At 47.8% G+C, this 21424-nt stretch carries 16 protein-coding genes; 13 read left to right on the top strand and 3 right to left on the bottom strand.

Features of this window, described 5'->3' with window-relative positions; genetic code table 11:
* The first annotated feature begins 16 nt into the window (after positions 1-16).
* From MHI25_RS29540 to mprF, 5 genes are all read left to right on the top strand, one after another.
* Complete coding sequence (locus MHI25_RS29540; protein WP_076305812.1) at positions 17-967, top strand: ring-cleaving dioxygenase; 951 nt, start codon at positions 17-19, stop codon at positions 965-967.
* The gene (locus MHI25_RS29535; RefSeq protein WP_076305811.1) at positions 964-1584 is read left to right on the top strand and encodes an alpha/beta hydrolase; all 621 of its coding nucleotides are present in this window, start codon (positions 964-966) and stop codon (positions 1582-1584) included. The genes MHI25_RS29540 and MHI25_RS29535 overlap by 4 nt, the downstream gene beginning before the upstream one ends.
* Before the next feature lie 163 nt (positions 1585-1747).
* Positions 1748-2971: a multidrug effflux MFS transporter gene (locus MHI25_RS29530; RefSeq protein ID WP_076303642.1), complete on the top strand. Its 1224-nt coding sequence runs from the start codon at positions 1748-1750 to the stop codon at positions 2969-2971.
* Between the two features lie 115 nt (positions 2972-3086).
* Positions 3087-3437, top strand: a complete 351-nt coding sequence (locus MHI25_RS29525) for a FlxA-like family protein (protein WP_076303563.1) — start codon at positions 3087-3089, stop codon at positions 3435-3437.
* A 367-nt stretch (positions 3438-3804) separates the two neighbouring features.
* Positions 3805-6471 carry a bifunctional lysylphosphatidylglycerol flippase/synthetase MprF gene (gene mprF / locus MHI25_RS29520; protein ID WP_340394721.1) on the top strand — a complete coding sequence of 889 codons (2667 nt, stop codon included), beginning with the start codon at positions 3805-3807 and terminating at the stop codon, positions 6469-6471.
* 48 nt (positions 6472-6519) lie between these two features.
* Here mprF and MHI25_RS29515 read toward each other — a convergent pair whose 3' ends face one another.
* Together MHI25_RS29515 and MHI25_RS29510 are read right to left on the bottom strand one after the other, a co-directional pair.
* A complete protein-coding gene (locus tag MHI25_RS29515) occupies positions 6520-7992 on the bottom strand; it encodes an alpha-amylase (protein WP_076124041.1) in 1473 nt (490 codons plus the stop codon).
* 141 nt (positions 7993-8133) lie between these two features.
* On the bottom strand, positions 8134-9726 hold the full coding sequence (locus MHI25_RS29510; RefSeq protein ID WP_076124039.1) for a histidine kinase N-terminal 7TM domain-containing protein: 1593 nt from the start codon (positions 9724-9726) through the stop codon (positions 8134-8136).
* A gap of 282 nt (positions 9727-10008) precedes the next feature.
* Between MHI25_RS29510 and MHI25_RS29505 the strand changes: the two genes are divergently transcribed.
* The 6 genes from MHI25_RS29505 to MHI25_RS29480 all read left to right on the top strand — a co-directional run bounded on the left by MHI25_RS29505 (position 10009) and on the right by MHI25_RS29480 (position 16717).
* Positions 10009-10791 carry an ABC transporter ATP-binding protein gene (locus MHI25_RS29505; protein WP_036682061.1) on the top strand — a complete coding sequence of 261 codons (783 nt, stop codon included), beginning with the start codon at positions 10009-10011 and terminating at the stop codon, positions 10789-10791.
* A 2-nt stretch (positions 10792-10793) separates the two neighbouring features.
* On the top strand, positions 10794-11606 hold the full coding sequence (locus MHI25_RS29500) for an ABC transporter permease (RefSeq protein ID WP_076191718.1): 813 nt from the start codon (positions 10794-10796) through the stop codon (positions 11604-11606).
* Positions 11606-12523 carry an ABC transporter permease gene (locus MHI25_RS29495; RefSeq protein ID WP_081390534.1) on the top strand — a complete coding sequence of 306 codons (918 nt, stop codon included), beginning with the start codon at positions 11606-11608 and terminating at the stop codon, positions 12521-12523. The genes MHI25_RS29500 and MHI25_RS29495 overlap by 1 nt, the downstream gene beginning before the upstream one ends.
* 136 nt (positions 12524-12659) lie before the next feature.
* Positions 12660-13760, top strand: coding sequence for an ABC transporter substrate-binding protein (locus MHI25_RS29490; RefSeq protein WP_076124036.1), 1101 nt, complete (start codon positions 12660-12662; stop codon positions 13758-13760).
* A 104-nt stretch (positions 13761-13864) separates the two neighbouring features.
* Positions 13865-15328, top strand: coding sequence for a CoA-acylating methylmalonate-semialdehyde dehydrogenase (locus tag MHI25_RS29485; RefSeq protein ID WP_076282151.1), 1464 nt, complete (start codon positions 13865-13867; stop codon positions 15326-15328).
* A 30-nt stretch (positions 15329-15358) separates the two neighbouring features.
* A complete protein-coding gene (locus tag MHI25_RS29480; protein ID WP_312149343.1) occupies positions 15359-16717 on the top strand; it encodes an aspartate aminotransferase family protein in 1359 nt (452 codons plus the stop codon).
* On the opposite strand, the gene MHI25_RS29475 is transcribed toward MHI25_RS29480, so the two are convergent.
* Positions 16692-18380 carry a PucR family transcriptional regulator gene (locus tag MHI25_RS29475; protein ID WP_076124031.1) on the bottom strand — a complete coding sequence of 563 codons (1689 nt, stop codon included), beginning with the start codon at positions 18378-18380 and terminating at the stop codon, positions 16692-16694. The two genes, MHI25_RS29480 and MHI25_RS29475, sit on opposite strands and share 26 nt — an antisense overlap.
* Positions 18381-18698: 318 nt before the next feature.
* Between MHI25_RS29475 and MHI25_RS29470 the strand changes: the two genes are divergently transcribed.
* Both MHI25_RS29470 and preA read left to right on the top strand, forming a co-directional pair.
* Positions 18699-20090: an NAD(P)-dependent oxidoreductase gene (locus tag MHI25_RS29470; protein ID WP_076179221.1), complete on the top strand. Its 1392-nt coding sequence runs from the start codon at positions 18699-18701 to the stop codon at positions 20088-20090.
* A gap of 44 nt (positions 20091-20134) precedes the next feature.
* Positions 20135-21424 carry an NAD-dependent dihydropyrimidine dehydrogenase subunit PreA gene (preA, locus tag MHI25_RS29465; RefSeq protein WP_076099706.1) on the top strand — a complete coding sequence of 430 codons (1290 nt, stop codon included), beginning with the start codon at positions 20135-20137 and terminating at the stop codon, positions 21422-21424.

Raw genomic sequence — 21424 nt, 5'->3', positions numbered from 1 at the left:
AAGGGAGTTTATAATAATGACACTTCAAACTGCAGGAATACATCATATTACAGCTTTTGTCGGAGACGCTCAGCGCAATGTTGATTTCTACGCCGGGATTCTGGGCCTACGGCTCGTGAAAAAAACGATTAATTTTGATGCTCCAGAGGTCTATCATTTATACTTTGGGAATGAGCAGGGTTCGCCGGGAACGATTATTACATTTTTCCCTTCACCTGTAGGGCGTAGAGGCAGAATAGGCAGTGGTCAAGTTGGCGTAACGATCTACGCAGTGCCGGTCGGTGCTCTGCAATTCTGGGAACAACGCCTTGCTGAATACGGAATTTCGGTTACAAAAGGAAGTCGGATCTCGGAACCCTATTTATCTTTTGCCGATTACGACGGTCTGCGGATTGAACTGGTGGAACGTGAGGAAGGCCCGCTCAGTAAGTGGTCCTTTGGTGGGATTCCTACTAAATACGCGATCAAAGGTTTTGGCGGGGCTGTGCTGTATAGCAGCAATCCGTTGCAAACAGCCGAGACACTTGTTCATACGCTGGGTATGGAACATATTGCTGACGGAGATGGATATACTCGCTATAGAACCAATGGGGAGCTAGGTAATATTATTGATTTGAAGACATCACCCGTTCCGCTCGGAGCGGGAGGTGCAGGGACAGTTCATCACATCGCGTGGCGGGCAAAGGATAATGCAGAGCAACTGGAATGGTCGCGCCATGTACAGAGTCATGGGCATAGACCTACACCCGTTCAAGACCGTCAGTATTTTAATGCGATCTATTTCCGTGAAAGAGGAGGAATCCTGTTCGAAATCGCTACAGATCCTCCAGGTTTTGCCCGTGATGAAGCCCCAGATGCGTTGGGTGAAAAGTTGATGCTGCCGTCCTGGTTTGAGCCGCATCGCGCGGCCATCGAAGAAAACTTAACGCCTATTCAAGTAAGAGAAATTGAGGTGAAGCAGGGATGATTCATGTATTCCGTAAAGGTAAAGATATAACTAAACCTACATTAGTGTTGTTTCATGGCACAGGTGGTAATGAGCAGGATTTGCTGCCGCTGGCTGAGATGTTATCCCCAGATTCATCGGTGCTAGGTATACGGGGCAATGTGCTGGAGAATGGCATGCCACGATTCTTCCGTCGGCTGGCAGAAGGAGTGTTCGATGAAGCGGACTTAGTTTTCCGTACCCATGAGATTAAGCAGTTTCTGGATGAGGCGGCAGAGAAATACGGGTTTGATGCCAATAATCTGGTAGCGGTTGGTTACTCTAACGGTGCAAACATTGCTGGTAGCCTTCTGTTTCATTATAAGGACATTTTCCGCGCGGCAGTGCTGTTGCATCCGATGGTGCCATTACGCAATGTGGAGCTTCCTTCTCTAGAAGGGGTGTCTATCTTTATTGGGGCAGGTACGAATGATCCGCTAATAACATCTACGGAAACTCAGGAGCTAGAGGGGATTCTGCAGAAAGCAGGCGCTGAGGTTACAACCCATTGGGGCAATCAAGGTCACCGCTTGAGTAGGGCGGAAGCCGAAGCCGCCAAAGATTGGCTACAGGGGTTTAGCACATCTCAAAATGCATAAAACAATTAGGATAACCGCCTTTTGGCGGTTATTTTTAAGTTATTAGCCCCGAATGAGGCCTTATAAAAGGATTGATCATTTGAGTTCCTTTACGTTAGTATGAAGAATACAAAAAAGGCCCCCGGGTTGCTTTAGAAAGGTTGACGTAAGGATCATGATTGGAATGCAAAATGCTAATAAACTTGCTGTAGATGGACCCTCAAGGAAGCAGAGATTGCAACTTGCTGTTATTCTGGGCTCCATTACAACCATTGGGCCGTTGTCGATTGACATGTATTTGCCAGCACTGCCTACACTTGTCGACGATTTCGGTACGACAGCTGCTTTGGTGCAGCTAAGTCTCACCTTCTTTTTATTGGGACTGGCCTCGGGTCAGTTAGTAGCTGGACCACTGAGTGATGTATATGGACGTCGCCGTCCACTGCTTATAGGGATGTTCATCTATGCCGTTTCCTCAGTGCTATGTGCTTTTAGTCCTTCGATTGGACTTTTAATTGTTTTGCGGTTTATTCAAGGTCTTGCTGGTTCAGTGGGTGTAGTTGTCTCTAGGGCGGCTGTGCGTGATCTGTACAGTGGCTCTGAACTAACGAAATTTTTCTCTTTATTGATGATTGTTAATGGTCTGGGTCCGATTTTGGCTCCAGTCATTGGAGGCCAGCTCTTAAGAGTGACTACATGGCAGGGGATATTCCTCGTATTATTTGCTGCCGGAATTATTTTTTGCTTGACGATTCTCCTGCGCTTGCCTGAGACATTGCCGAAGGAGCGGCGCTCCAAGAGTGGGTTGAAGGGTACTTTGCTTACCTTTAAGGTGTTACTTGGCAACCGCAAGTTTATGGGTTATGCCTTGTCCCAAGGTTTTGTTACAGCGTCTATGTTCGCTTATATCTCTGGGTCATCTTTTGTTTTGCAAAATATTTTTGCGGTTACTCCGCAGGTATATAGCTTGATCTTTGCTGTGAACGGGATTGGGATTATTATTACAGGTCAAATTGCCGGCAGACTTGCTGGTAAGGTGAGTGAGACGAAGCTACTGCTTAGCGGGTTGCTGCTCTGTACAATGGGGGGCGTCTTGCTGCTGCTTACGATCCTGATAGGGGGAGGGCTGATTCCTATTCTAATCTGTCTGTTCGCTGTTGTCTCCAGTGTGGGGATTGTCGGCGCAACCAGCTTCTCACTTGCAATGCAGGACCAAGGAGAAGCCGCAGGCAGCGCTTCGGCTTTGATAGGGCTGATCCCGTTGCTGCTTGGTAGCTGTGTAGCACCGCTTGTGGGTCTTGGAGGCGTAGATTCAGCCCTTCCAATGGCGATTGTGATTGCCTGTACGGGTGTTCTCTCTATTCTGTCTTATCTTCTATTGGTCAAACGGGGGAATTCCAATTGTTGACAGCTTATCCTTATAACCTTGAAAGAGAGCAATACTTTCAGCAAACTTTCAGCGGGTTTTAACGTTCCTTATCTGCAAAAGGATTATATTGGAGGTAAGGAAGGGAGGGATGATTATGAGTATATCCGCAGTCTCAGGTTCTACATCGTATACTGCCTCGACGTCTAGTACTACAGATACCAGCGCGCTCGAGAAACAAAAAGCGAAGCTGGAAGCCGAATTGGACAAGATTGATGCCAGCTCGGATGACGCGAAGACCAAAGAAACGAAAACGAAACAAATTGAGCAGCAGATCAAGCAAATCGAGGCACAAATTTCCCAGAAGTCGCAGAGCAGTGCTTCCGCTGCAAGCAGTAGTGCAGAAGCACCTGCCAAACCTGCAAACAACGCGCTTGCTGCGGCAAGCCCGCAAGAAATCGCTACCGCAACAACGAATAGCCAAGGCAGATTTGATATTCGTGTATAAACCATACTAAGTCGTGTTACATAACAAAAAGGGCATCCTTTGCCGTGAGGGATGTCCTTTTTGTTATGTATTTTTAAGTTTAGACTACAATTTAAATGTTCTTTTATCACATTGTTGGCCAATACTAGAAAGATACCCCTAAAATAAAGTTCCGTCATATTGATCTGTCCAGCTTCGTAATATATTAACTATGCTTATCCTCATTTCCCAAAAAATCTTTAACTGTTGCAGGGGTTAGGGATTTGCTGGCAGTCTAATAGAGTAGGTGTTGATTATCACGGGTCTTCTATTCCAAGAATTGCTATAATGGACTAGTTGTAAAAATTGTCTAGCACAACGTGTGTCAGCGGTAAAGGCAGGTGGGCTCATGCATTCAAAGCAACAGACATTAGAAAGATTCAAAATTGTAAGACTGATCTTATCTATCTATCGGATCCGGGCGGTCAGAGCTCTTTTTCCAGTGGCTATCATAGCGTTCGTATACTGGGAGGGGCAACATGAGCTGAAGCAGGTTCATTTAGGACTTATAATGCGTGAACTAAGGCGAGTACCTACGTCTGCTATTTTGCAAATGATTGGTTTTTCACTTCTTTCCGTAGCTGTGATGAGTGCTTATGATTATTTGATTCGGGCACATTTTCGTTTAAAAGTAGGGCTGTGGAGTACCTTTCGGTATGCATGGATTGCTAATACATTTAATAACTTGATTGGGTTTGCAGGTCTGGCTGGAGTTGGTTTAAGGACGCTGCTGTATAAAAAAAGCGGAGTGCCGACCTCCGTGCTAACACCCGCCATTGTATTTCTTTCGCCGCTTATGATTACCGGGTTATCACTACTTTCATGGGCGAATATCTTTGGTTTACTCCCGGCAACGGCTTTGCTGGAAGAACATCGCTGGCTGGTATTTGCAGTATGGGGTATGGCGCTTTATTTGCCGGTTTTTGTGTTTGTGCAGCGCTCATCGCTTTATGCGAAATGGATTAACCGGGGAAAAGGCAGAACATCATGGCTTACAGTCGTTAACTCCGTCGGTGCTTCCTTTCTGGAATGGAGCTTTGCTGGCGTGACGTTTTGGACCATCAGCAGCCATCTCTTGGATGAGGTCCATTTTATAGCTATCTTTGGTATATTTACGATTGCTGCTATTGCCGGAATCTTGAGTATGGCACCCGGCGGTATCGGTGCATTTGACCTTATCGCCTTGCTCGGGCTGACACAGCTTGGCTACCAGACCGATAAGGCGATGGCGGTGCTTGTCATCTTTCGATTGTTTTATTATGTCATTCCTTGGTTGATTGGATTGGTGCTGGCTGCACTGGAAATTGGTCTGCAAGGAAAAAAGGATCAAGATCGTTCAGTTCCAGGGTTCGAACCCTCTCTTAACAAATGGCAGAAGATCTGGGGCTGGCCGGGTCAGTATACCTTTCTGAGCGATCTTGGGATGTGGGCTCTTGGTAAGCTGGTACTAGCTAGCGGGCTTATTCTCTTACTATCTGCAGCAGTACCCGGATTGCTGTATAGGTTGAAGATTACGGAGGAAATATTGCCGTTTCCGGTAATGCAGCTTTCTCATCATCTGTCTGTACTTATTGGTTTTATGCTGATTTTATTGTCGCGGGGCATTACATTGCGGGTCCATAGTGCATATGTATGGACTAGCATACTTCTGTTTATTGGATCATTGTTTGCAGTCACTAAGGGTTTTGATTATGAAGAGGCGCTTTTGCTACTTATAGTAGCGCTTATTCTTTGGATATCCAGATCGCGGTTTTATCGGATTAGTGCGCCAATCAGCAGACAGAGCGCGATCCGGTGGTTTGCCCTCACTTCAGTAATTGCACTAAGCTACTATCTGATGGGCTGTTATGTACATCGTGGATTTCTGAAGCATCTGCCTCCGGGAGTACAGCCTGAATGGTTGCAGCGATATAGTCATGTTGCATTTACGGCAGTGGGAGGATTGGTCTTGTCTTGGGTACTGCTCATAATGTGGGTAAACCTCAGGCCCCATCATAAGGAGAACGAGCTGTTCGGGACCTTGGATGTAGCTAAGCTGAAACATTTTCTAGATGGAGTTCGAGGCAATACCTTAACTCATACGTTGTTTTTGGGTGATAAGGGCTTCTTCTGGGCTCAGAACGATAAAGTGCTGCTCGCTTTCGCCAGAGTTAGGGATAAACTCGTTGTGCTGGGTGATCCGCTGGGAGAGAGCAGCTTAATAAGTGAAGCCATCAGTGAATTTAGACAAGCTGCAGATCAGTATGGTCTGGTTGTAGTTTTCTATCAAGCTTCACCTGCTTTTTTATCGGTCTATCAGGAGCAGGGCTATCGCTTTTTTAAGCTGGGTGAAGAGGCAGTGATAAGCCTTGATAACTTTGCACTCAGTGATCTGAAGAATGGTGATCTGCAAAGGGTAAGCGATCGTTTTGAACGGGAAGGCATGATTGTTGAAATTACAGAAGCGCCGCATGCTGATAGTTTGCTGAGAGAACTGCGAACGATTTCGGACGAGTGGTTGAATGGCCGAGCGGAAAAGGGTTATTCGTTAGGGTGGTTTAAGGTCGAGTATCTGCAACGGGCTCCCATTGTGGTGCTGCGGAACACCAAAGGTACAATACTGGCATTTGCTTCTATTGCCCCAGGGTATGATCAAGGATTGACCCTGTCCGTAGATTTGTTGCGTCAGCGGAAGAATGTGCCAAACGGGACGGTAGATTATTTATTGGTTTGTATGCTGGAATGGGCGAAGTCCAAGGGGTATCGGCGATTTAATCTAGGCAACACTCCTCTATCATCCAGTGGGGGTCAGGACCCCGGAGCTCTGAAGGAGGAGAAGCTGGCTCATCAAGTGTTTAATAGAGGTGGGCATGGGCATGGTTACGGTTTTGCCAGATTGCGTCGTTACAAGGAAAAGTTCAATCCAGAGTGGGAGCCGCGTTACTTAGCTTATCCAGCGTCCCTAACATTACCCGTCTTAACGCTGGATCTGGTGAGGCTTGTATCCCGCCATCCGGAGCATAAAACGAATAACTAAAAAAAGGTGCCCAACGCCAAACGGCGTTGGGCACCTTTTTAATCAGGTTTACTTCTTGTCAGCTTCTGCATCTGGCAAAGCCCAGACGGAGACGCTGCCGCCATTGACCGGGAAGGTCGCCCAACCATCTTTTTCAATGGTTATGGTGGCTTTATGGTTATGGGTGAAATCCACCCATGCTTCATCGGCGCGATGTTCTCCTACGAACATTCTCTTCTGGCCATTCTCACCATTACTGATCACAACCGCACAACCGGAGTGTTCAATATCCTCCACGCCGAGCCGTGTCCAGCCAATCGTGTTAGGATGATCGAAATAATCCTTCTGTTCACCATAAGCTTTGTGATAGCGGGTATACAGCAGAGGGTCAATCGCATCTTTTTTACCTGCTACAGGTGTTGGTCCTTCGATCCCATAATAATCCCCGTAAAAGACCACAGGATATCCATCCCGTCGCAGCAGGATAAGCGCGTAAGCACTTTGCTTGAACCAATCATCTACCCAGGATTCCAGGGCTTCGTGAGGCTGAGAATCATGATTGTCAACGAAGGTTACAGCATTGGTGGGATGGGTCTGCACCAGTGTGTCATCAAGAATTTTGGTCAGATCATAGTTTCTGCCCTCCAAAGAAGCTGAATGCAGCTTGTAGTGAAGGGATACATCGAAGAGGTCAATTTTATAATCGACGGTATTCAGAAATTGTCGACAGGACTCTAAGTCGGAATTCCAGAATTCACCGACGATATAGAAATCCTTCTCGCATTTATTAAACATCTCTACCGCGAATTCTTTAACAAACTCATGGTTGATATGTTTGATGGCGTCCAAGCGGAAGCCGCTGCAGTGGAGGGTATCCACCAGCCATTTTCCCCATTGGATCATTTCTTTTTTGACTTCCGGATGGCTGTAATCAATATTAGCGAACATTAGATAATCATAGTTTCCGAACTCGTCGTCAACATTCTGATTCCACGCTTTATTCTCGCCTACTATACGGAATACGCCGGTTCGCTCTTCTTTGGCGTCAAAGTCAGTGCCGTTAAAATGATTGTGATTCCACTTAAAGGCAGAGTGTTCATTCCCGCGGCCAGGGAAGGTGAATTTTGTCCAGCCCTCAATCTCGAAAGGTTTCGAAATTTCTTTCATCCGATCATTGGGGTCGACCTCGATGACTTGGAATACTTCCTTTTCATCCGCGCCAGCCTTATGATTCATCACCAAATCAACGTAAACGGCGATGCCATTCTTTTGACATTCCGAAATTGCGTTGATCAGTGCTTGTTTGGTGCCATATTTGGTGCGTACCGTACCTTTTTGGTCATATTCGCCCAGATCGTATAGATCATACACGCCATAGCCTGTATCGTCAGCGGAGACGGCCTTTGTCACAGGAGGTACCCAAACAGAATCAATGCCTACGGCTTTTAGCGCGGGTGCAGTTTCTTTTAAGCGATCCCAGTGTTTCCCGTCCGCAGCAACATGCCATTCAAAAAACTGCATCATTGTATGGTTCCTCATTATTTCTTACGCCTCCATATCCCATCAAGCAAATTTTACTCTCAACACTCTGATTAGTTTTTCAGATAACTCTTATTAAACTTAAAAACAGACTATGAAAAATAAGGCCAGTTGTTGAATGCGCAGGAAGGGACATGATTATCATTAAACAGGCTTGAAAAGAATGATTTCTGACCTTTGGGAGAGATGCACAGCGTTGCGTCCATTCCGTTTGGAGCTATACAGAGCATGGTCGGCTTCAGATAGCAGTTCTTCTAGAGTGGCCTCTGGATTTAGGGCCTCCACAACTCCAAAGCTTGCGGTCACATTAATGGGCCCGATGACGGTATATAAGGTGCTTTGTTCAATATCCGCGCGGATAGTTTCGCAGAGCAATGCTGCTTGCTTCAGTGACGTCTCTGGCAGACAGATCACAAATTCCTCACCACCATAACGGCCAAAGAGATCTCCCTCCCGCAGATGTCTGCTGCACACCTGGACAATATGCTGTAGAGCTTGATCTCCATATTGATGCCCATAGCGGTCATTAATGCTCTTGAAGAAGTCCACATCCAGCAAAATCATAGATAATGAGCTTCGCAGGCTGGCAGCCCGGGCAAGCAATGCTTGACTCAGCTCCAAAAAATAGGAGCGGTTATAGATACCCGTTAGGCTGTCCATCGTAGCCAATTGACGCAGCTTCTCCTGAAGCAGTATTCGTTCAGTCACGTCAATCAGCATGATCATCTGTCCTGCTATGTGCCCTTCTTGTTTCTGTACCGGAGAGGAGCGGATTTGATAATAGCAGATCTCCTCTGCTTTGTTCCAAGCCACTTCCCGTTCTTCGCGCAACAGTGGCTCGGCATCCATCACATAGGACAAGGCGTCTTTGCCTGCGTTAAGAAACAATTGTGCTAGCGGTTTGCCAATCGATGAGGAGTTGAGCCCCTCTATCATATCCGCGGCTGCACGATTGTAATCGACGAGCATGTCCGAGCGGTCGGTGACAAGCACTCCCTCCCGCATGCTCTCGAACAGATTCTCACGAGCAATAGGTGCAGCCGTTAACATGCCCCGGGATAAAATAGCCCAAATATATAGGGAGGAGGTTAGGCTCATAATGATCGGGACGGGATCCATTCCGTAAGGAGTCAAGCCTATCAGATACAAAAAAGCGCCGAGGGTTGGAAGGCTTAACCCGATTATTATTGTGATGATCTGCCTGCGGTATACCCTTTTCATCCGGTTCCACTGCCATATCATGAGGCAAATGGCTGCCAGCAGACAGCCGAAAGTAAAGCTGCCGTGAACGATATACCAAGGTCCCATCACAACATCAACGAGTGGGGTGGGCGTATTTTCCCGTAAATAAATGGATTTATAGAAGAGATGATGGTAATCATTGGTCCAGACCAGCAGCGTTGTAATGAATGGAATGATAAATAACGCCGCCCGTATGCCTTTTTTAAACAGCGTTTCCAGCCCAACGAAATGGATCACCATGATTAGACTAGCCGGCGCAATAAAGGGCATCCCCAGATATTCTAACTTAATCCAGAAGCTGATTTCCTCCAGAGTTTTCCCCGATAATTCTAATGCGAAACCGAAGGTGTAAATAGCAGAGGTAAAGGAGCTTATAACAAAAGCCCTGATTCCTAAGAAATCAGTTTTTTTATAATAGGCGAAAAGGGCTAGTAAGACACTCAGCACACCTGATATAGCAACAATTACAATATAATTCGAGATTATAGATCCCATGGGTCTATTGTCACCTACCGAGGAAAGATATGGATAAATATTACCACATATCTGCGGATATAAAAAAAATACTTCGGGTTTGTGGTGAAAAAAATGTCTCCTAGACAAAATGACGCAATTTAACAGGAGCTATTTTACTAATTGTCTAGTGAGAGTCCAGTGAGCAGCGTGTAACATGTTAGTTAATACTACATGCAATAGAAGTTTTCTTTATTTTATCTAAATAGCGTCAGTTTATATAACATTATAAACATGGCTTATTTTGAAAAGGGGGGACTGAGGATGTCATCACTAGCGACAAATATTCCTGAGATTCAGCTGGAGAATGTTGAAATGCGTTATCGGACAGAAGCTGCGGAAGTGCTTGCCCTGCATCAGGTGAGTCTTGATATTGCAAAAGGGGAGTTCGTCTCCCTGCTCGGACCTTCCGGATGTGGCAAAACGACGCTGCTTAGACTGATGGCCGATCTCATAGCACCAACAGGCGGGAACATTGTGGTAGCTGGGAAAAGTGCCAGAGAAGCCAGGCTGGCGCAAAAATATGGCATTGTTTTTCAAAGTCCAGTGTTATACGACTGGCGAAAAGTGAAGCATAACATCACATTGCCACTGGAGCTGATGGGGGTAAAGAAGTCAATCCGTGAGGAAAAGGCGATGGAGCTTCTTGATCTGGTGGGGCTGCAGAGCTTTGCGGATAAATATCCGTGGCAGCTCAGCGGCGGGATGCAGCAGCGTGTAGCGATTGCCAGAGCGCTATCGATGGAGCCGGAAATTCTGCTCATGGATGAGCCGTTCTCTGCGCTGGATGAATTTACGCGTGAGCGATTGAATGAAGAGTTATTGTCTGTCTGGAGTAAAGTGCAGAACACAATTGTTTTTGTAACTCATAGTATTCCTGAATCTATATTCCTCTCTGACCGGGTGTTTGTCCTTTCCCCGCATCCAGGTCGCTTGTCCGCTGTGGTCGAAATTCCTCTGCCACGTCCGCGAACGGCGGAAATGAGAAATAGCCCAGAGTTTTTCGAACTGATCGCACGTATTCGCGACAGCTTCGAAGGGGTGTAGTGATGAAAGGGGGCAGTATCTTTGTGCGAGGCCGTCTGCTGCCGTTGTTCGTCTGGATTTTTGGCCTGCTGCTAGTCTGGGAAGGGACTTCCTGGATGCTGCTCCATGTGGTGGAGACGCCGTTGGCACAGTCCAAGCTGCCATATGTTCATGAGGTGTTAGCTACCTTATGGCAGTATGGAGACACGCTCTTGAAGGAGGGGGCTGCGACCTTCGGTAATGCTGGTGTTGGCTTCCTGATTGGAGCGGTAGCTGGTGCCTCATTGGCGGTGCTGATGAGCTTGTCGAAGACAATAGAGCAATTAACTTTTCCTTATGCTATTGCCTCGCAGATGATTCCGATTCTGGGGTTGGCGCCCATCATCTACGGGATTGTGCGCGATGAGCAGACCTCGCGGATTATTATTTCGGGATATATCACCTTTTTCCCCGTGGCTCTGAACATGCTGCGCGGCTTGCGGAGTGTAGATCCATCAGCGCTCGAATTGATGCATTCTTACGCGGCGAAACCTTGGGCGGTCTATTGGAAACTCAGATTCCCGGCGGCTTTGCCGGGTTTGTTCGGTGGGCTTAAGATAGCTGCCCCACTTGCTGTGACTGGAGCTATTCTGGTGGAGCTTATGGGTGCCCAGCATGGCATTGGTGTAATTATGCTGCGCAATCTCTATTATGGAAGCTCTCACACCTATATGTTCTGGTCTACGGTGATTGTGGGTGCCTTGCTGGGAATCGTAAGCTACTGGTTAATCAGTCTGATAGAACGCCTGGTAACGCCTTGGCAGCCTGAATATCGTCCGAAAGGAGGCAGCCGCTAATGGAAACTAACTCCGTTCGGGAGACCACGTTTATAGGCTCTACTGGTAAAGAAATGGCTCAGCCGGCGCTAACGGCTACACCAAAGAATGCTGTAGCCGTTCCGAAACCTGCGGAAGCTACGGCGAGTCGCGGCGGCTCACGAATGCTGAAGAGGATATTTAGCGCAGGGGTACTGCTGCCTGTACTGGCAGGTCTGTTATTTCTTGCACTATGGGAATTTCAATTTTTTCATAAGATCTTTGATCTGAAAAAATATCAACTCCCGCTGCCTACAGCCATCGCCGAAACCATGCGAGATAATTTCAGCTTGTTGCTGTCCTATACCGGATACACTCTTGCTGAAGCTGTGCTGGGAATGTTGGTTGGTTCTGCTATCGGCTTCCTGATCGCTTTAGTCGCGACAGCTTGGCCGCGCTGGGGGAGTGGAAGCTTGACGCTGGTTGCCGCCCTAAATGCTGTGCCTATCGTCGCCCTCGCGCCCATCATGAATCTGTGGTTTGGAGATGGGATAGGCTCACGAATTGCCATAGTAACAGCAACTACAATGGCAGCGATGGCGATCAACGCCTATAAAGGTATGGCGGCGATTGATCCATTGGCGCTGGATCTGATGCATTCTTATGCGGCGGGTAAACCGGCGGTATTCCGTTATCTGCGGATTCAGAGCAGTCTGCCCTATGTATTTACAGCACTGAAGATTAATGCTACTGCCAGTATGATTGGTGCCATTGTTGGGGAATTCTTTTTCTCCTCAAAAGGGCTTGGATATCTGCTCTCCAATTCCATTAAAGTTGCCAAAATGCCACTGGGTTGGTCCTGTATTGTGTTGGCTGCAATTGCAGGCGTGCTCTTCTATTTAGTGGTTGAGCGGCTGGAGAAAGTATTCATTAAGTGGCATCCTTCGCAGCGTACTTAATATTACCCTCATTACATCCGGCCATAGTGGGAATGGAAAAGAGAAACCGCCCACGGCTGTATGCATAAACGCACCACGATGATTGTCCATACTGTGCTTGTTACAAACTTAAATTACGATAGGGGGAGTTCGATTGATGAACGGGAAAAAACGCAAATTTCGTGGTGGTTTGTTGGCAATCGTGATGATGTTGAGTGTTTCTTTAATGGCGGGTTGCGGTGGCAACAATAATAACTCGGCAGCTGAAGCTACGACTGCCCCTGAAGCTTCAGCAGCTCCTGACGCAAGTGCTGCTACTGAACCGGCTGCTGATCCAGTTACAGTGAAGCTACAGCTGAAATGGGTGCCGCAGGCACAATTCGCTGGGTATTTTGTGGCGCAGGATAAAGGATATTACAAGGAAGAAGGCTTGGATGTAGAAATTCTGCCGGGTGGGCCTGATATCGTTCCGGAACAGCAAGTGGCAGGTGGCTCCGCAGATATCGGTGTGGGTTGGGTAGCCAGCTTGCTGCCGAGTCTTGAAGAGGGAATGCCGCTGGTGCAGATCGCGCAAATCTATCAAAAGAGCGGGTTGGTCCTGGTCTCCAAAAAAACTGCTGGCATTAACTCAGCCGCTGATCTTAAGGGTAAAAAAGTCGGCAACTGGATGGGTGGCAACGAATTTGAACTATTAGCGTTATTCGATAAATATAAGTTCGATCCGAATAAGGACCTAAGCTTTACGAAGCAAGGGTTCACGATGGATCAGTTCTTGGGCGATCAGATCGATGCGGCCTCAGCGATGACTTATAACGAGTACCAAGTGGTTTTGGAGTCAGGTATTAAGGCTGAGGATCTGAACGTCATCGACATGAATACAGAAGGCGTTGCGATGCTTGAGGATAACTTGTTCGCGAATAAGGAATGGCTTGCGGAGAATAAAGAGACTGCAGCAAAGTTTGTACGTGCCTCCCTGAAGGGCTGGAAAGATGCAATTGCTGATCCTGCAACTGCCGTGGACAGTGTGATGAAGCAAGCGGAAGACGGCAGTACGACGAAGGAACATCAGCTGACAATGATGACTGAGGTTGCCAAGCTGATTCTGCCTGAAGGCTTTGACAGTGCCAAGATGGGATATACCGATGCGGCGGCGTTCCAGCAAACCGCTGATATTTCGCTTAAATTTGGTGTCATTAAAGAACCGGTTAAGGTAGATGAGGCTTATACGAACGAAATCGTAGAAATGGCGGCAAAATAACTAACTGAGCTTAATGTTATAGTGGATGGCCGCCTGATCTGGCGGTCATCTATTATAATCAGCAGTCCATCAGTGCATCTGAAACAGAGAAAGGGGTGCGAACTATGTCTCTCCTAGTAACGCAGGCTGAAAGAGTTAAGAATTATGTGAATGGAGCTTGGGTAGAATCGTCGTCCGGGCGAGATGAAGAGGTTTATAATCCGGCGACAGGTGAAGTGATTGCTTATGTGCCCATTTCTAGTAAGGAAGAGCTGGGTGCGGCGGTAGAAGCGGCTGCGGCGGCATTTCAAGCGTGGAAAAGGGTCGCTGTGCCGCGTCGTGCCCGCTATTTTTTTCAATATCAACAGCTGCTGGTAAAGCATTGGCATGAGCTGGCCGAGCTGATTACGCTGGAGAATGGCAAAAGTCTGGAAGAGGCGCAAGGTGAGGTGCAGCGTGGAATTGAGTGTGTGGAATTTGCCGCAGGCATCCCCACGTTGATGATGGGCAGCCAGCTTCCGGACATTGCTACCGGAATTGAATCCGGGATGTACCGTTATCCATTGGGGGTTATCGGGGGGATTGCCCCGTTTAATTTTCCGATGATGGTTCCTTGTTGGATGTTTCCGCTTGCCATCGCTTGTGGAAATACCTTTGTGCTGAAGCCTTCTGAACGGACGCCGCTGCTGGTTAATCGACTGGCAGAGTTATTTGCCGAAGCGGGCTTTCCTCCAGGTGTACTGAATGTGATACATGGGGCGCACGAGGTTGTGAATGGGCTGCTGGAGCATGATGAAGTGAAGGCGATTTCGTTCGTGGGTTCGCAGCCAGTTGCGGAATATGTATATAAGACAGGGACAGCGCAGGGAAAACGGGTGCAGGCGCTAGCTGGAGCCAAGAATCACTCGATTGTGCTGCCTGATGCGGAGCTGGACAATGCGGTCAAAAATATCATTGCGGCTTCCTTTGGTTCGGCAGGTGAGCGGTGTATGGCTTGCTCGGTCGTAGTGGTTCATGAGGATATCGCTGACGAGCTAGTGAACCGTCTGGCTGCGGCTGCGGATGAGCTTAAAATTGGTAATGGCGCGGATGATGGGGTGTTTTTGGGTCCGGTAATTCGCCAGTCGAATAAGGAGCGGACGCTTTATTACATTGAGACTGGTGAAGCTGAGGCAGCCAAGCTTGTGAGAGATGGGCGGAAGGATGCGGCTACGGGTGGTGCGGGTTATTTTATCGGGCCGACGATATTTGATCATGTACAGCCGGGAATGACCCTCTGGAAGGATGAAATTTTTGCGCCGGTATTGTCTGTGATTCGTGTAAAAAGTCTGAGTGAAGCGATTGCGGTAACGAATCAATCCCCATTCGCGAATGGGGCGTGTATTTATACAGATAGCGCAAAGGCGATCCGTGAATTTCGGGAAGAAATTGATGCAGGGATGTTGGGTGTGAATCTGGGTGTGCCTGCCCCCATGGCATTTTTCCCCTTCTCGGGTTATAAGAAATCGTTCTATGGAGACCTGCATGCCAATGGGCGTGATGGGGTGGAGTTCTATACGCGTAAAAAGATGATCACTGCCCGTTATTAGAGAAAATAGCTGCTGAGAGGAGAAAATGTTATGCAGATTCTGGGGAACGATAGTGAGCTTGCGGTGAAGAAGGATCAGGAATATTTATGGCACAACATTACGCCTTATAGTGAAAAGAACCCGCCTATGATTGCCGCCTCGGCAAGTGGGTCGTGGATTACAGATATACAGGGCAATCGATTTTTGGACGGGATGTCTGGCCTGTGGTGTGTAAATGTGGGATACGGGCGCAAGGAGCTGGCGGAAGCTGCTTACAATCAATTGCTGACCCTGCCATATTTTCCTCTGACACAAAGTCATCTCCCGGCGATTGCGCTGGCGGAGAAGCTGAATGAGTGGCTCGGAGACGATTATGTGATCTTTTTTTCCAATAGTGGATCGGAAGCCAATGAGGCTGCTTTCAAAATGGCCCGCCAGTACCAGCAGCAAATCGGCCAGCATTATCGCCATAAATTCATTGCCCGTTATCGTGGGTACCATGGCAGTTCACTTGGGGCATTATCTGCAACGGGCCAGGCCCAGCGCAAATATAAATATGAACCGTTGGCGGGTGGTTTTCTGCATGTAGCTCCCCCGGACAGCTATCGCCGCCCGGTCGGGATGACTGTGGAAGAATTCAACCTCCAGTGTGCACAGTCCATAGAGGATATGATCATCTGGGAAGGCGTGGAGACGGTAGCTGCGGTGATTATGGAGCCTGTAATTACGGGTGGTGGCGTCATTGTACCGCATCAGGTTTATTTGGATCGGGTGCAGGAAATCTGCCGTAAGCACGGTGTGTTGCTCATTATGGATGAGGTGATTTGTGGATTCGGACGTTCTGGACGTAAGTTTGGTCATCACAACTTTAATGTGAAGCCTGACATCGTAACGATGGCTAAGGGACTGACTAGCGCTTATCTTCCTCTATCTGCCACTGCTGTTCGTAAGGATATCTATGAGGTATTTAAGGACAATAGCGATGACTATGGGCATTTTCGCCATGTGAATACTTTTGGTGGTAACCCTGCTTCCTGTGCGCTGGCGCTGCGTAATCTGGAAATTATCGAGCAGGAGAAGCTGGTGGAACGTGCGGATCTTTTAGGTAAAAGAATAAATACAGAATTTACTGAGCTGCTTGATCACAAGCTTGTAGGTGATGTCCGCAGCTTTGGTTTGGTGACAGGGATTGAGCTGGTTGAAGACAAGGTCAGTAAGAAACCGGTTGATCTGAATATTGTGAAGGGGATTATTGCCGAATGTAAGTCCAAGGGGCTTATCATCGGTAAAAATGGCGATACCGTAGCTGGGTTCAACAACGTGCTTACCTTCGCCCCGCCGTTATCCTCCACGGATGAAGATATAGAATTTATTATCGATACCTTTAAATCTGTGCTGAACGGGGGCTAGGTAAAGTGATTTTGTCTGGATATAGAAATTGGTAAGCGCGCAGGGCGACTTGAATGGAGATCCGATTCTCTGGCTGCATGAAGTCTTCACCCAGTAGCTCTGTTATTTTGTCCAGGCGATAATAAAGGGACTGTCTGACAATGAATAGGTTTCGAGCGGCAATTTGTTTGGAACCATCATGATCCAGATAAACACGAAGGGTAAGCAGCAGCTCGCTGCCTTTGGTTTGGTCGTGGTCGATTAGCGGGCCGAGATAACTGCGAATGAAGTTCTGCAACGTTTTTCCGTCATTTAAGCTCAACAGCAACTGGAATACACCCAGCTCTTCATAGAAGAGTAGTGACTTCTGGTAACAGGAGTATAACGACAATGCCTGTAGGGCTTCCTGATAACCGGAATAGGCTCGTTTTAGGCGCTTATGCGATTTGCTAACTCCAATGACGAGCTGCAAATCCTTGAGCTTCTCATCGGAGCGGATGTTCTGCAGGGCTTCAAGTGCTTGTTGAAGTCGCATTTTTCCAGGCATTTTCGATTGGATATCGAGGGCGATGACGGTGAGGCGATTGTTCTTAAGGGTGATCAGCGGACGTAAAGAATATTTCTCAAAGATGGAACGCAGGATGAGCGAAAGGTGGAAGGTGATGGACTCCCATTCGTTCTCTGAGCTGTTCCATTTTACATCTCTGGGGTTCTTGATCTCTATAAGGCATACACGGTAAGGGAGCTCGTTGACTACGTTGAAATTAGAGCCGATCAGGCCCTTTAAGCGGTTATCATCTTCGATGCGGCCATTGATCAGCTCGTCGACCCATAGATTTTCTGAAAAAAGCTTACGCTCCTCCATATACCGCGTCCGCAGCAGCTCTTGTGCAATGGACAAAGAGGCGGAATCCAGCAGCAGACAGTCGAACTCCTGTGGTTTGTGATTGCATACCATCAGAATGTAAGCCCAGGTCTGATCCAGCGCACCTACAGGCTTGAGCGCGATGGTCTTCTGTCCATATTCCCGGATATAGGGGGCGGCGTCAGGTTGAATTCCTTCCAGCTCGTCGCCGAAGGCGGTGAAAAAATTCAGCAATGGAGCCTGCTCTTCCGGCGGAAGTGCCGGAAAAAATAAGGGTTTGCCTTGCAGCTGCATATAGACAATTTGTGTGCGGGTACTTTTGCACAATAATTGCAGCACTTTCAGCGTTCCTTGTGAAGTTAAGGTCAGGCGGTGGAATTCACGTGAGATTTTTTCAAGTTCTTGGAGCATCCGGTGATGCCGGTTGATGATAATCGAGTGAAGATCCAACGTGATATCTACGAAACGAACCGTGCGGGTGAAGATGATTAGCGGAAAGTCATGCCTGTCGGCTAAGTCGATCATCTCTTGCGGGATGGTACTGAAATACGTACCTAACTCAATACATAGGCAAGCTGCATTTTTGTCGATCAGGTTCTGCATAAACTCCAAGGAGGAAGGGAGATCGACACTTGCACCAATCCCCGTAGTCAAAATCATTTCTTCGCCATGAATCAGAGTCTCGAAGTTGGCACTTTCCAGCACATGCACCCAGCGAATGGCACGGCTTAGGCCGCTTTTCCCGCCGATCACCTCGGCTTCTGCGAATAGTGGTCTTTTTAAAGCGTCACGAATGGTTAATACAAGCTCCCAATCCATAGGTACTCCCCCTCGATCTTCTGCGCTCTGGCCTTCGGCTAACGCCTTGTTATTCTCAGCCTATTCTCACACGTAAAAAATACAGTTTTGAAATTAGACAAAGTGTCTAATGCAACGAAAATTCGAAATGACTATAGTTTGATTAACGGATGTCAGTATATATAACCTAATCAGGAAGAACGTTGAGAGATAATTTCTGTTAATGCTTATATTACTACAATAAATTAAAGATGTAAGCAAAATATTCAGACAAAACTTGAAATAATGTTATATTATATAACACAAATATGAAAAATTACCCATAAGGAGGGACTAGTGATGGAGCATTCATCTCCGTTAACAGCATTTACACCTGATATGTTCATGCGCAATTTCGCCGAGGCTGAGCCGCCTCTGACCCATAAAGGTGCCCTGGATGAGTCTAATCGCTGTCTATATTGCTACGATGCCCCATGTATAAAAGCATGTCCGACCAGCATTAATATTCCCTCCTTTATCAAACGGATCGCTACTGACAATTTGAAAGGCTCGGCACAGACGATTATGGATTCCAATCCTGTGGGTGCCAGTTGTGCTCGTGTTTGTCCTACAGATGAGCTGTGTGAAGGAGCCTGTGTGTTAAATGATGCCTCGGCGCCGATCCAAATCGGACTGCTGCAGCGTTATGCGACAGATTGGGCGATGAACAGCGGAGTTCAATTATTTAAGGCTGGCACCCCTAATGGGAAAAAGGTAGCCGTAATTGGTGGTGGTCCTGCGGGATTGTCTGCGGCTAGGGAGCTCGCCCGTGAAGGTTTTGCTGTTGTGATCTACGAAGCAAAGGCGTTAGCGGGTGGGCTGGATACACATGGGATTGTATCGTTTCGGCTCCCGCAGTCTGTATCTCTTTGGGAAGTAGAGCAGGTAGAGAAGCTGGGTGTGGAAATACGTACAGGTGTAAAAGTCGGAGTGGATGTTTCTGTAGATGAGCTGAAGTCGAATTATGATGCTATCGTTTTGGCAGCGGGTATGGGATATGTGCCTCCAATAGGGATTGAAGGTGAAAAAATGGCTGGAGTTTATGACGCTATTGCGCTTGTAGAATCTACTAAGACGGGCATTCCTCTGCTAGAGCTGATGGGTCAGCGGGTCGCTGTCATTGGGGCAGGGAATACGGCTATTGATGCAGCGACTTGCTCAGTGCGGCTGGGAGCCACCAATGTGAAAATGGTCTACCGCCGGACCCGCGAAGAGATGACGGCATATGACTTTGAATATGAATTCGCGAAGCAGGAAGGTGTGGAGTTCAGCTGGCTTACCTTACCGAAACGTATCGTGGGTGATGAGCTTGGGAATGTAACCGCACTGGAATGTGTGCAGATGAAGCTGACGGAGGAGCTGGGCAAAGATGGGCGTCCAATACCTATGCCGATCGAGGGTTCTGAGTTCTTGATTCCTGTAGATGCGGTTGTAATAGCTATTGGTCAAAAGCGTCGTCTGGATCTAATAGATTCCTTAGGTCTTATGCATGACCGTGGGGTTGTTAAGGTGGATGAGGTCACCTGCCAAACCTCCGATCCGCAGATTTATGCCGCTGGGGACATTATTTTTGGTTCAGGTAAGGGTGAGGCCATGGTTGTGTCAGCGGCACAGCAGGGAAAAGATGCAGCCCATGCGATTGTTAAACAATTCTCAGGCCAGCAGGAGGTCGTTGTTAGATCAGCGGGCTGAGCGTAGAAATCAAATTGGATTTTACATGACAGGGAGGGAACATCATGGCAGATTTAAGTATTAATCTCGCAGGAATCAAATCACCGAATCCGTTCTGGCTGGCCTCCGCGCCGCCTACGAATACAGGTTATCAAGTGCAGCGGGCCTTTGAAGCAGGTTGGGGCGGTGCGGTGTGGAAGACGCTCGGCGATCCGATCATTAATACCTCATCGCGTTTTGCGGCAGTAAATTTCAATGGGCAACGGGTCGCGGGCTTTAACAATATTGAACTGATCACCGACCGTCCGCTTGAAGTTAATCTGAAGGAAATCTATGAAACGAAAAAAAGATTCCCTAATCATGCGATTATAGCCTCCCTGATGGTAGAACCAACGCAGCATAAATGGCATGAGATTGTTAAGCGGGTAGAGGATGTGGGTGTAGACGGCCTGGAACTTAATTTTGGCTGTCCGCACGGGATGGCTGAGCGTGGAATGGGCGCTGCTTCGGGGCAGCAGCCTGATCTGGTGCAGGCACAGACCACCTGGGTAAAAGAAGTTGCAACGACCCCGGTGATTGTGAAGCTGACGCCTAATATTACGGATATCACCGTCGTTGCCCGCCATGCGGTTAAGGGTGGAGCAGACGCAATTAGTATGATCAACACGATCAACAGTCTTGCTGGTGTAGATATTCATAGCTGGAACACAATTCCGAATGTTGGGGGTCAGGGTGCACATGGCGGTTACTGCGGGCCGGCTGTGAAACCAATTGCGCTTAGTATGGTGGCCGAGTGTGCCCGTGACCGGGGAGTAGGCATTCCTATCTCCGGTATTGGAGGGATTTCGACCTGGCAGGATGTTGTTGAATTCATGCTGATGGGTGCTACGGGCATTCAAGTATGTACAGCGGTCATGCATCATGGCTTCCGGATTGTAGAGGAAATGATCGATGGCCTGAACAACTATTTGGATGACAAAGGCTTGGCTTCTGTAACAGAGTTAATCGGTAAATCGGTATCCCGGTACTCCAACTGGGGTGATCTGGATCTCAACTATAAGGTTGTTGCCCGTATTAATGAGAACAACTGCATCAACTGTAATAAATGCCATATTGCCTGCGAAGATGCTTCACATCAGTGTATTGATATGTTAACTAATGCAGATGGGAAAGCTATTCTACAGGTCCGCGAGGAAGATTGTGTAGGTTGTAATCTTTGTTCTATTGTCTGTCCAGCAGACGGCGCGATCGATATGGTTCCAGTGGATACCGGGGCAGCTCCACTGACCTGGAATCAGCGGCAGAAAGTGATCGGCAGTTTGAATGGCACCTATTCGGAAGTGGAGGTGGTGTAA

Source organism: Paenibacillus sp. FSL E2-0177 (assembly GCF_037992975.1).
Classification (GTDB): Bacteria; Bacillota; Bacilli; order Paenibacillales; family Paenibacillaceae; genus Paenibacillus_AQ; species Paenibacillus_AQ odorifer.
The sequence above is the reverse complement of the archived record's forward strand: the minus strand, read 5'-3'. Positions and strand labels throughout refer to the sequence as shown.